This is a genomic window from Slackia sp. (assembly GCF_977041755.1).
Window position 1 is genome coordinate 18858 of the sequence record NZ_CDRRGL010000011.1, and the last position, 12184, is coordinate 31041.

At 57.9% G+C, this 12184-nt stretch carries 10 protein-coding genes and 3 tRNA genes; 11 read left to right on the forward strand and 2 right to left on the reverse strand.

Annotated elements, in window-relative coordinates:
• Positions 1-2: 2 nt before the first annotated feature.
• Entirely contained in the window at positions 3-1121 is a 1119-nt protein-coding gene (gene argC, locus ACWI8T_RS02095) for an N-acetyl-gamma-glutamyl-phosphate reductase (protein ID WP_449137780.1), read from the reverse strand.
• 158 nt (positions 1122-1279) lie between these two features.
• Here argC and ACWI8T_RS02100 point away from each other — a divergent pair.
• The 5 genes from ACWI8T_RS02100 to rpsI all read left to right on the forward strand — a co-directional run bounded on the left by ACWI8T_RS02100 (position 1280) and on the right by rpsI (position 2812).
• A tRNA-Tyr gene (locus tag ACWI8T_RS02100) sits at positions 1280-1364 on the forward strand.
• A 5-nt stretch (positions 1365-1369) separates the two neighbouring features.
• A tRNA-Thr gene (locus tag ACWI8T_RS02105) sits at positions 1370-1445 on the forward strand.
• A 72-nt stretch (positions 1446-1517) separates the two neighbouring features.
• Positions 1518-1594 (forward strand) — tRNA-Met (locus ACWI8T_RS02110).
• A 373-nt stretch (positions 1595-1967) separates the two neighbouring features.
• A complete protein-coding gene (rplM, locus tag ACWI8T_RS02115) occupies positions 1968-2417 on the forward strand; it encodes a 50S ribosomal protein L13 (protein ID WP_221182909.1) in 450 nt (149 codons plus the stop codon).
• Positions 2418-2419: 2 nt separating this feature from the next.
• The gene (rpsI, locus tag ACWI8T_RS02120; protein ID WP_123219856.1) at positions 2420-2812 is read left to right on the forward strand and encodes a 30S ribosomal protein S9; all 393 of its coding nucleotides are present in this window, start codon (positions 2420-2422) and stop codon (positions 2810-2812) included.
• Between the two features lie 291 nt (positions 2813-3103).
• Here rpsI and ACWI8T_RS02125 read toward each other — a convergent pair whose 3' ends face one another.
• On the reverse strand, positions 3104-3568 hold the full coding sequence (locus tag ACWI8T_RS02125) for an S-ribosylhomocysteine lyase (protein WP_303051580.1): 465 nt from the start codon (positions 3566-3568) through the stop codon (positions 3104-3106).
• Positions 3569-3778: 210 nt separating this feature from the next.
• Between ACWI8T_RS02125 and ACWI8T_RS02130 the strand changes: the two genes are divergently transcribed.
• From ACWI8T_RS02130 to ACWI8T_RS02155, 6 genes are all read left to right on the forward strand, one after another.
• Positions 3779-4708: a DMT family transporter gene (locus ACWI8T_RS02130; RefSeq protein ID WP_449137781.1), complete on the forward strand. Its 930-nt coding sequence runs from the start codon at positions 3779-3781 to the stop codon at positions 4706-4708.
• A gap of 309 nt (positions 4709-5017) precedes the next feature.
• Entirely contained in the window at positions 5018-6388 is a 1371-nt protein-coding gene (gene glmM / locus ACWI8T_RS02135) for a phosphoglucosamine mutase (protein ID WP_449137782.1), read from the forward strand.
• A 387-nt stretch (positions 6389-6775) separates the two neighbouring features.
• Positions 6776-8437 carry an ABC transporter substrate-binding protein gene (locus tag ACWI8T_RS02140; RefSeq protein ID WP_449137783.1) on the forward strand — a complete coding sequence of 554 codons (1662 nt, stop codon included), beginning with the start codon at positions 6776-6778 and terminating at the stop codon, positions 8435-8437.
• Positions 8412-10451: an ABC transporter permease subunit gene (locus ACWI8T_RS02145; RefSeq protein ID WP_449137784.1), complete on the forward strand. Its 2040-nt coding sequence runs from the start codon at positions 8412-8414 to the stop codon at positions 10449-10451. Before ACWI8T_RS02140 ends, ACWI8T_RS02145 begins: the two co-directional genes overlap by 26 nt.
• 11 nt (positions 10452-10462) lie before the next feature.
• The gene (locus ACWI8T_RS02150) at positions 10463-11386 is read left to right on the forward strand and encodes an ATP-binding cassette domain-containing protein (protein WP_449137785.1); all 924 of its coding nucleotides are present in this window, start codon (positions 10463-10465) and stop codon (positions 11384-11386) included.
• Between the two features lie 143 nt (positions 11387-11529).
• Complete coding sequence (locus ACWI8T_RS02155; RefSeq protein ID WP_449137786.1) at positions 11530-12129, forward strand: ABC transporter ATP-binding protein; 600 nt, start codon at positions 11530-11532, stop codon at positions 12127-12129.
• The last annotated feature ends 55 nt before the right edge of the window (positions 12130-12184 follow it).

Here is a 12184-nt window from a genome sequence, read left to right on the forward strand (position 1 = left end):
TGCTACGATGCGCATGCCACGCCGCCCAATCCGGCGTCTTCGGCAAGTCCGAAGACGATATTCGCGCACTGGACAGCTTGGCCAGCGGCTCCTTTTCCGAGGTTGTCGATGGCGGCCATGGCGACGATTATGCGCTCATTTGGGTTCAGCGACGCATTGACGTGCGCGCGGGCCGTACCTGCTACCGCGCCGGTTTTGGGCCATACACCTTGCGGCAGGGCAGTTACGAGGTTTGACTTGGCATAGGCTTTTTCGTAGGCGCGATGCAGAGATGCGTCGTTGATTTCAGCGTCTTTTGCAAGCGGCAAATACACCGTGGCGAGAATGCCACGCTTGAGCGGTGCCAAATGCGGCGTGAAAATGACATGCGCAGGTGCGGGGCGCACCGATGCGTCGCCGGCAACGGGAATGTGTGCGTCTGAAAGGGTGCGTCCATAGGAAAGCGCGATTTCGGGTTGGTGGCGATGAAGCGGCAGGCCATACGCTTCGAGCGATTCGTCGCCGGAGCAATAGTGGGTGCGCGCGCTCGGCTTTCGGCCCGCGCCCGTTATGCCAGAAATGGCATCGACGATAATGGGCGCATTGGGATCGACGAAGCCCTCGGCAAGTGCGGGGGTTGCCGCCAAAATAGAGGCGGTCACATAACATCCAGCGCAGCCAACGATAACGGCCTCGCCTGCGGCATGGCGCGCCGCAAGCTCATCAAGGGCGGCGCGGTTAGTTTCGGGTTGTCCGAACGTTGCGCGCTCGAGCAGCTCGGGCGCCGCGTGCTGTACGTGGTAGGCGGCTTCATAGTCGGCTGCGTGCGCGAAACGGAAATCGGCGGAAAGGTCGATGCACGTCACGCCCGCTTCGACGAGACGAGGCGCATGGAGCATGCCAGCTTTGTGGGGTACGCCCATGAAGACGACGTCGCACGAAAGCAGCGAATCGGTTGCGTGCGGTTCGAGCACCAGGTTGTCGTAAACGCCGTGAAACGCGGGATATATGTCGGCGATCTGCTGTCCGGCTTCGGAATCGGAGGTGATGACAGCAACTTCGAACTCGGGATGGTTAGCGCAAATTCGCAGCACTTCGGCTCCGGCGTAACCCGTGGCCCCCATGATTCCTGCTTTAATCATGTGCTGCTCCTTTGTTTGAAATGCATAAAAAATCGGTTTCGTGCATATTAGACCGTTTTTAATCGTGAAACATGTATCTCAATAAAAAAGAATGAAGTTCCACAGGAATTCTCGGCGGAAGGTGCCGTTTTTACGCTACAATTCCACCTCGCATTGCTGGGCGTGTGCCCGAGTGGTTAAAGGGGACGGGCTGTAAACCCGTTAGCTCTGCTTACCTAGGTTCGAATCCTAGCGCGCCCACCAGCTTTGCCCGTGTAGCTCAGTCGGTAGAGCACTTCGTTGGTAACGAAGAGGTCACCGGTTCAAGTCCGGTCGCGGGCTCCATTCGCTCTTTTTCCTGCAACGGTCTTCGCCTGAATGGGAAAAGGGATCAATCGACCTCAGCTGTCATTGCATGGCGGTGTAGCTCAGTTGGTTAGAGCACACGGTTCATACCCGTGGCGTCACTGGTTCGAATCCAGTCACCGCTACCATTATTTCGGTTGGTTGAATGCTTCGCGCATAGGTTTGATCGGAAGGCGGCCTCTGGCCGCTTTTTTAGTTTCGCGGCTATTCTATGTATGTATACGGGTCGACCGAAGACCATCGAAACGCATCATTTTCGATATTTCGCCTATTTGTCGCGATTTCGTGAAGACTGCCGCTGTACCTGGTGAAACGTCACTTTTTCCATTGACGGCGGGGCGTTCAACTTGTATCCTGCAAAAGTTCGCTTTCAAAAGCCCCGCTAAACGCTGCTCAAAACGGGACACAGCGCGAAAGAATGTCCAGATTCTGGACCGTTGGTTTGGCGTAGGAAACCGAACAGTTTCGTGAAGCAGCACTTTTGAACCAGAACAAACGTATTTGGAGGAAATCGTGAAGACGTATTACGCAAAGCCTCAAGAGGTTGAGCGCGAGTGGGTCGTTATCGACGCCGCCGATCAGGTGCTGGGCAAGGTTGCCGCTAAGGCTGCCCACATTCTCCGTGGCAAGAACAAGCCGCAGTTTACTCCGCATGTTGACACGGGCGACTTCGTCATTGTCATCAATGCCGAGAAGGTGCGCGTCACGGGCAACAAGGCTCTCGACAAGAAGTACTACCGTCACTCCGGCTACCCCGGTGGACAGAAGTGCGAAACCTTCACCGAGGCTATCGAGAAGCATCCTGAGCGCGTCATCGAGCACGCGGTTAAGGGCATGCTGCCGAAGAACACTCTCGGCCGCAAGCAGCTCACCAAGCTCAAGGTCTACGCTGGCCCCGAGCATCCGCATGCCGCTCAGAAGCCCGTCGAGATCAAGCTGGAGGAGAAGTAACAATGGCAAACGAAGCTGTCTATTACGGCACTGGCCGTCGCAAGAACGCCGTTGCTCGCGTCCGCTTGGTTCCCGGCACCGGCAAGGTTACCGTCAATGGTCGTGAGGCTATGAATTACTTCGGCCGCGAGGCCCTGGTGAACTACGCCACCATGCCGTTCAAGGTTACCGACACCCAGGATCACTTCGACGTCATCGCCCTGTGCAATGGCGGCGGCATCTCTGGCCAGGCTGGCGCTTTGCGCCACGGCATCAGCCGCGCGCTGCTGCAGGCCGGCGAGTATCGTCCCGAGCTGAAGAAGGCTGGCTTCCTCACTCGTGACCCTCGTATGGTCGAGCGCAAGAAGTACGGCCTGAAGAAGGCCCGCAAGCGCCCGCAGTTCAGCAAGCGCTAATCTGCTCGCTTACTTCACGCGAAATGGAAAGGCTCGTCGCTTATGCGGCGAGCCTTTCTTTTATATATGCCTTTGGCTGGGAATCGCGAAAAAGCGGGCCCATGAGGCCTATGCGTCAAAAGCCGCGCGGAATACGAAGGCCCGATGGGTGTATCCATCGGGCCTTTTGCTTCGATTTCTAATCAATGAAAAGGGGCAAGACGCGCTCGAGACGCGCGGAAACGACCGGTCAAAGCCGGGTTCCGCGCTGCTGAAGCGTGCCCTTTGAGACCGGAGCATGTCGAACGTTGGCTATTTTTCGTAGGCGCAGTCGGCGGGCGTCCAGCTTTTCAGAATGGGAATCATCTTGCGGGCGATTGCTTTGGCGCCTTCGAGGTCTTGCTCTCGGAAGTTGCCGCACTCCTTTTCGGTGGCACCGGGCACATCGCCCTCAAAGCTGGCAATGAATGCGAGCATGTCATTGACAAGCTTGATGGCAACCTCGGGTTCCATGTTGCGCACGAGGAAATAGAAACCGGTACGGCACCCCATGGGGCCAACGTATATGACTTGGTCGGAAAGCTCGCTCGAGCGCACATAGGTTGCGAACAAGTGCTCGAAGCTATGGATGGCGGGGTAGGGCAGATAGGTGCCGCAGTTCGGCTTAACCATGCGAATGTCATAGGTGGTCACGTCGCCGTCAACGCGTGAGGTGTACATGCCTTCAACGAGCTTGGTGTGATCGACGGCGAAGCTTGCGATTTGCTTGAGTTCCATAGGTCTTCCTTTGCAAAGGTTCGACGTAACGTTTCTTGGCCAATATTGTATCGATGCTTTTGACTGCGTTGTAACTCTTTACGAATTTCGCTCAACGCCGATAGTGCAATTATGCGACGGGTCTGTCACACTGCCCTTCGTGAATATGGCAAGGGTAGGCGTCGCGCGTTTGATGCCTGTCTTTTCTTGAGGGAATGAATGGAGCCTGACATGGCGTTGTCGAAAAATACGAGGGGCGTTTTCTTCGCCATCGCCGGCGGTATTGGATGGGGCTTTTCTGGTGCCTGTGCGCAATTTCTTTTTCAGGAATACGGCCTTGATCCGTTGTGGCTTACCGGCACGCGCATGACATGTGCCGGGTTGGCTCTTATCGTCGTGGTGCTTGTGTGGTATCGACGCGCGCTGAAGGGCCTTTTCTCTTCGTGGCGAGATATCGCGCAGCTTATGGTGTTTTCGATATTCGGCCTTATGCTGTGCCAGCTTACCTATTTGGTTGCCATTCAATATTCGAATGCGGGTACGGCGACCGTGCTTGAGTATATCGGTCCGGTGCTTATTGTGGCCGTGACGTGTTTTTCGGCGTGCAGGTTGCCCACGGCGCGCGAGTTCATTGCCATGGGATACGTGGTGATGGGCACGTTTTTGCTTGCGACTCATGGCGACCCTACGAATTTGGTGATGTCGCCGCAGGCGTTGCTGTGGGGCCTGGGCGCGGCGGTGACCGTTGCGATATATACCATTTCGCCTGGGACGCTTATGCAGCGCCACGGGAGCATTCCCGTGGTGGCGTGCGGCATGCTTATCGGTGGTGCCGCGCTTTGCCTCGTGACGCAATCGTGGAACTTCGCACCCGAATTTGGTGAAGGCGGGCTCGATGTGGAAGGCTTCGTGGCGTTATTCGTGGGGCTCATTCTTTTCGGAACGGCTTTTGGGTTTACGGCATATTTGCAGGCCGTCAAAGATATCGGAGCCGCGAAGGCGAGCCTTATCGCAAGTGTGGAAACGGTGTCGGCGACGGCGTTCGCGGTGCTATGGCTGGGTACGGCATTTGAAGCGATGGATTTTGTTGGGTTCGTATTCATTATGTCGACCGTTTTTCTACTCGCGAATTTTAGGAGTGAAGAAGCGGTGCGGGAATAACCTTGTCGCGAAAGGCCGTCGCCAGGCGTTTATGCCGCAAGGTCGGGGTGCGTGGCGAACGCCGTTACTGCGACTCATGGCAATTCATGCGCGCGATGTCGCCTGCGTCCAAATAGGCGATAACCACGGCGTTTTCGCGTGAGATGCTCCGCTCGCCGCTCGATATGGTTTGGCGGCCTGGTGTGCGGTGCATTGCGACCGCGAGTGGTAGAATACAAAAGTTCGAGGGGCGCGCGGGCGCCCTTTGCCATCTTGCGAGGCGATGCTTCAAAGCTTCGCGAGAGAGCTTTCACAAGGATTGGAGAAGCAATGGCCCGACTTTTTGGAACCGATGGCGTGCGCGGCGTGGCGAACGTCGACCTCACCTGCGAATTATCTTATAGGCTTGGGCAGGCTGCGGCATCTTTTATGGGCAAGACCATTGTCGTGGGCAAAGACACGCGCAAAAGCGGCGACATGCTCGAGGCGGCGGTGGTTGCCGGCATTACGAGCGCAGGCGGCGATGCGCTGCTTACGGGGGTTATTCCTACGCCGGCTGTGGCGCTGCTGGTTCGCGAACTGCATGCCGATGGCGGCATCGTGATTTCCGCATCGCATAATCCACCGGAGTATAACGGCATCAAATTCTTCGACGCGAATGGCTTCAAGCTTCCTGACGCGGTCGAAGACGAAATTGAGAAATTCATTGCCGATGGCGGCGTTGAAGGCCAAATCGCGCGTGCGAAAGAGGCGGGCGAGGAAGCTGAAATGCCCGTGGGCGACGAGGTTGGCGTTGCTCTTGAAGTCGAGGACGCGTGCGAGATGTATATCAACCATGCGGTCGAAACGGTAACGAGCCAGGGAATCAACTTCGACGGGCTTCATGTCGCGCTCGATACGGGCCACGGCGCGTCGTCCCTCACGAGCGCAGAGGCGCTGCGCCGTTTGGGCGCGGAAGTCACCGTGATCAACGACGACTATGACGGTACCGACATCAACGTCAATTGCGGCTCCACCCATTTGGGTCCCCTGACCGAGCTTATGGCCGAATGCGGCGCCGACGTGGGCATTGCCCACGATGGCGACGCCGACCGCGTGATGCTCATGGCAAAAGATGGCACCGAAATCGATGGCGACATCGTCGAGGCGGTGCTTGCGGTCGATTTGAAGAATCGCGGCGAGCTGCCCCACAACACGGCGGTCTCCACCGTTATGACCAATTTGGGCTTCGTGCGCGCCATGGAGGCTCATGGCATTGACGTGCTGCAGACCAAGGTGGGCGATCGCTATGTGCTCGAGGCGATGCGCGAAGGCGGCTATGCCGTCGGCGGCGAGCAGTCGGGCCATATGATTTTGCTCGAGCATAATTCCACGGGCGATGGCCTGGTGACGGCGTGCCAATTCCTCGCCGCCGTTCGTCGTAGCGGCAAGCCTGTCGAAGAAGCCATCAAGGTTATGACGAAGTTCCCGCAAACGCTGATTAACGTGCGCGTGAAAGATAAACATGCGCTCGAGGGGAACGCTCCCATTTGGGATGCTGTGCATGCAGCTGAAGCTGAAATGGGCGATACCGGTCGCGTGCTCGTTCGCACGAGTGGCACTGAACCCTTGGTGCGCGTTATGGTTGAGGCCGAAACTCAGGAATCGGCCGACGCCCACGCGAAGGTGATTGCCGAGGTGGTCGAGCGCGAACTCGCGTAAGCCGCTGAAGCGGTTGCGCTTGGCGGCACTCAACGCCATGACGAACGTGCGGGGCCAGCATCAGCGATTCGACTTAGCATGAACTTCGATAGAGTATCCACAGCTCCGGCATGCGCCGGAGCTGTTCTTATATGGGCCCTCTGCGCGGGTTTGCCGTCTGCGATGAATTCGTCAAACGGCTCTTTCGCTGCTCTATTTTGGCCCACGATTGCTTTTGCATCTTGGTTTCGCGAATCTTTCAAATCATGAAGGCTATCTGGCATAGCGGCGGATTATGGGACGTTTGCCGAATAAAGGTGTTACGCGTCTTGATTTCGTAACACACTATCCTTTACTATGTGTGTTACGAAATAGTATTCCGTAACACTAAAAGGGAAGGAAGCGGAAATGGCGATACATGAGCAGGATGTTGCAATGTGCAAAAGGCGCGATTTTCTGAAGCTGGCCGCGTGCGGCGCTGCCGTCGCATCGTTTGGTGGTGTGCTTTCGGCATGCGTGGGCGGGTCTTCGACGGGGGGCGCTGAAAGCGCTGCGGCTACCGATCAGGTTATCGTGGCCATGAATACTGGCAGCGAGCCTGCCGCCGGTTTCGACCCGTTGCGTGCGTGGGGTTGCGGCGAGCATGTCCATGAGCCCCTTATTCAATCGACGCTTATTACGACTGACGAGAATCTGGAATTCCAAAACGACCTCGCGACCGATTATTTCTGCTCTGACGACGGTCTTACCTGGACATTCGCCATTCGCGACGACGTGAAGTTCACCAATGGCGATTCGCTTACCGCATCTGACGTCGCCTTCACTATTAACGGCGTCATTAAGGGGGAGGCTTCCGAGGCCGACCTTTCCATGGTGCGCGAGGCCGTGGCCACCGACGCCACGCACGTTGAGCTGTATTTGACCAAGCCCTACAACATGCTTCTGTACACGCTTGCCGTGCTGGGCATCGTTCCCGAGAAAGCATACGGCGACGATTATGGCGCCAATCCCATTGGATCGGGCCGCTACATGCTTGAGCAGTGGGATAAAGGCCAGCAGGTTATTTTGAAGGCGAACCCCGACTACTATGGCGAAGAGCCGAAAATGAAGCGCGTCGTGGTCGCGTTCATGGAGGAAGATGCGGCTCTCGCCGCCGCTCGCGCCGGCCAGGTCGACATCGCGTTTACCGCCGCTGTGTATTCCGACCAGGAAATCTCAGACTATGAGCTGCTCGCATGCGAGACGGTTGACTCTCGCGGCATTTCCCTTCCTACGCCGCAGCCGGGCGGTACCAAGGAAGGCGACGGTGGCGTTGCATACCCCGTAGGCAATGCGGTGACGAGCGATATTGCCGTGCGTCGCGCCATCAACTATGGCGTAGACCGCGAAACCATGATCAAAAACGTTATCAATGGCTACGGAACGCCTGCGTATAGCGTGTGCGATAAGTCGCCGTGGGGTTCTCCTGATATGAAGGTCGAGACCGATGTGACTTATGCCAAGCAGCTTCTTGACGAGGCCGGCTGGGCTGCCGGTGCCGATGGTATTCGCGAAAAGGACGGCGTGCGCGCTGCATTCGATTTGTATTACGCCAGCAACGACTCGGTGCGCCAGGCGCTTTCGGCGGAATTCGCGAATCAGATGAAGGAGCTTGGCATCGAGGTCTCCATTAAGGGCGCGAGCTGGGATGACATTTATCCCCATCAGTACAGCGATCCCATTTTGTGGGGTTGGGGTTCCAATGCTCCCGTTGAGACGTATGAGCTCAACTATTCCACTGGCTGGGGCAACTATGCATGCTATGAAAACGAAAACGTCGACTCATATCTCGACGAGGCTCTCGCGATGCCGCATGTGGAAGATTCTTACGAGCTTTTCCAGAAGGCCCAGTGGGACGAAGCGACCCAGCAGGGCGTTGCGCCGCAGGGTGCCGCAACGTGGGTTTGGCTTGCGAACGTGGACCACTTGTACTTCAAGCGTGTTAACCTTAACGTCGCCAAACAGAAGCCCCATCCGCATGGCCATGGCTGGAGCTTGGTAAATAATGTCGATACGTGGAGCTGGTCGTAATTTCGTGGTTCGGTATGCACTAGAACAGATCGTACGCTTCGTCGCGCTCATGTTCGCGGTGAGCTTCGTCGTGTTCGCGCTCGTGTCGGCTTCGCCCATCGATCCCGTTCAGATGAACGTAGGCCAGGCGGCTTATATGACGATGAGCGAAGCCAAGCGGGCGCAGCTCGCCCAATACTGGGGCGTGGGCACGCCGTTGCTTGAACGCTATGCGAATTGGCTTGCTTCCGTTTTGCAGGGGGACTGGGGCACTTCGCTGCGTTTCAACGCTCCCGTGATGGAGGTTCTGGGCAATCGTGCGGCAAACTCGTTGGCGCTTTTGGGCATTGCGTGGGTCGCAAGTGGCGTGCTCGGCCTGCTGCTCGGCATGATCGCGGGCGTCAATCGGGATCGGTGGCCCGATCGATTGGTGAAAGGCTATTGCTTCGTGCTTGCCGCGACGCCGACGTTTTGGTTGGGGCTTGTGGCCCTCATGGTGTTTTCGGTGTGGCTGGGCTGGTTCCCTCTGGGCTTTTCGGTGCCGCTCGGAAAATCGGCGGCCGATGTGACGCTGCTCGACACCGCCCACCATATCGTGCTGCCTGCAATCGTGCTTTCATTCGTGGGTGTGGCAAACATCGCGTTGCATACGCGCGAGAAGCTCGTCGATATTCTTGAATCCGATTATGTGAAATTTGCCCGTGCTCGCGGTTTGTCTACGTGGCAAATCGTGCGTCGCCACGGTATGCGCAATTTGCTGTTGCCCGCGATGACGTTGCAATTCGCCTCCATCTCAGAGATTTTCGGCGGTTCGGTTCTTGTCGAGCAGGTTTTTTCGTATCCCGGCTTGGGCCAGGCGGCGATTACGGCTGGTCTCGGCGGAGATGCGCCTCTTCTGGCGGGCATCGCCGTGGTTTCAGCCATGCTTGTGTTCGGCGGAAATTTGATGGCGAATATTCTTTACGGGGTGGTTGACCCGCGTATTCGCCGTGGGCAAATGCGCGAACGCGCAGGCAGGACCCGTATTGCGCGCGAGACTCGCGATTCGGCTCGGGCCGAAGAAGCGCTCGCGCCTATGCCGGCGATGGTTGGCGCGGGCGTGGACCAGGTGCCGAGCGCTGGTGCCCTGCCGAGCGTGCGCCGCTCGGTGGCGCAGGCGTCGAGCGCGGTTCGCGAATCGTTGCAGCTGGGCACATTGTTGCATGCGCCTCGTCGACGAGGCGCCAATCGCGTCGCGACGTTTGCCAAGTTCGTGGTGGCCGCCATTCTGCTCGTGTTTGTGGTGGCTGCGGGTATGGCGCTTTCCGATACGGCGAACACGACCGATTTCTCGTTGAAGTCGCTTGCTCCGTGCCTTGCTCATCCGTTCGGCACCGATTGGATGGGGCGTGACATGCTCGCGCGCACGCTTTCGGGCCTTTCGACGAGCGTCGTGCTGGGTTTGGTCGCCGCATGCGTGTCTTCGGTTATCGCAGTGATTTTGGGAGCAGCTGCGGCGCTTTGCGGCCCGAAGGTCGACGCTGTGGTCAGTTGGCTTATCGACCTCATGATGGGCGTGCCCCATATCGTCTTGCTCGTGCTTATTTCCTATGCGCTCGGCAAAGGCTTTTGGGGCGTTGCCGTGGGCGTGGCGATTACGCATTGGCCGAACCTCGCTCGCGTCGTTCGCGCCGAAATTCTGCAATGCAAGCAGTCTGACTTCGTGATGGCGGCGCGCCGCATGGGGAAGAGTTCTGCATATATCGCCATCCACCATATGGTCCCGTTCGTGTTGCCCCAATTTGTCGTGGGACTAGTGCTCATGTTCCCCCATGCGATTTTGCATGAGGCTTCGATTACGTTCCTTGGCTTCGGCCTTCCGCCCGAGATGCCTGCGATTGGCGTTATCCTGAGCGAAAGCATGGGATATCTCACCACGGGCATGTGGTGGCTGGCGGTGTTTCCCGGCATCGTGCTTGTCGCTGCGGTTATGTTGTTTGATGCCGCCGGGGAAAGCCTGCGTAAGCTAGTCGACCCGCATACGAGTCAGGAATAGAGGTGGCGAACGTGAAAGACGAACATCTTTTGGCTCACGAGGCGCATAAACATGGCGACGCCTCTATGCACCATCACCATTCCCATGCGATGTCGTCGCACCATGCGCATGGGCATCATTTGCTGCAGGTTGAGGATTTGTGCGTGTCGTTTTCCATGTACGACCCCGATGAAACGCATTTTTTTCGCGCTCGCAAGAAAGATGTGAGCGTGATTTCCGACCTTTCGATTTCGGTGCATGCGGGCGAGATTATGGCAATCGTCGGTGCGAGCGGTTCGGGCAAGAGCCTTTTGGCCGATAGTGTTTTGGGCCTCTATGAGCCCAATGCCATTGTCTCGGGAACAATCTGGTTCGACGGCGTGCGCCAAGATGCCGCGTCGCTCGCGCAGCTGCGCGATCGCGAGATTGCGTTCGTTCCACAGAGCGTTGCTAACCTTGACCCTCTTATGAAGGTGGGCCGACAGGTTCGTGGCGTTGCTCGCGATGCGGCCGATGCCGAGCGTCGCACCGAGCGCCAGCGCGCGCTGTTCGAGCATTACGGGCTTGCCCCCGAAGTTGAGGACATGTATCCGTTTGAATTGTCGGGCGGCATGGCCCGCCGCGTGCTTTTGGCGAGCGCCCTGGTCGAAAGTCCGCGTCTTATTGTGGCCGACGAGCCGACGCCTGGCCTCGATTTGGATTTGGCAGTGCGCGCCCTTGACGATCTTCGCGCATTCGCCGATGCGGGCGGCGGCGTGCTGCTTATCACGCACGACATCGAGCTCGCATTGCGCGTGGCCGACCGTATCGCCGTATTCAAAGACGGAACGGTCATAGAGGAAACCGCCGTCGAAAGCTTCAACGACCCGAGCCAGTTGCGCCACCCGTTTTCGCGCGAACTGTGGCGCGCGCTTCCCGGCAATGGATTTTCGGTGCCCGAGGAAGCGATTGGGTAGGTGACCTTTGGGCGATGCGCGTTTGAACGCACGGCGTGCGGCGCCATGGTTTGGCGATGGCTGGCTCGCTGCGTTTGTCGATAATGCCGCGCATGGCGAAGCAATGCGTAGGCGAGGTTGGTATGCGGAAGGGAATGCAAAAGATGCTCGAGGCGAAGGACATTTCGTTTGCGTATAGCGGAGGACGCGTGCTCTATGACGGCCTTTCGCTTCAAATCGCGCCCGGCGAACGAGTTGCTCTGTGCGCGCCTTCGGGCTTCGGAAAAACGACGCTATGCCGTATTCTTGCTGGCTACCTGAAGCCTACGGCAGGCAGCGTGATGGTGGACGGCTCTCCGTTGCCGTTGCGGGGAATGTGCCCCGTCCAGCTTATTGGCCAGCATCCCGAGAATATGGTCGATCCGCGTCAGAGCATGGATAGCATGCTGGCGGAGGCGGGCGATACGCCAAGCGAGCTTCTTTCGGGGCTCGGCATTCGTCCCGAATGGCGTCGCCGCCACGCCCACGAGCTTTCGGGTGGAGAGTTGCAGCGCTTCTGCATCGCGCGTGCGCTGGCGTGCGCTCCGCGCTATCTTGTCGCTGACGAAAGCACAGCTATGTTCGATGCAGTTACGCAGGCGAGGGTCTGGCGCTTCCTTATGCGATGGTGCGAGAAAAACGGTGCGGGTCTCGTGTTCGTCTCCCATTCGCCGGAGCTTATAGATCATGTAGCGACGCGTACGATTATGCTCGGCGCGCGATAGCCTATTGAGCGTTTTGGGCCATGGCGGCGTGCTCCTTGGCGATTTCTGCCATGAG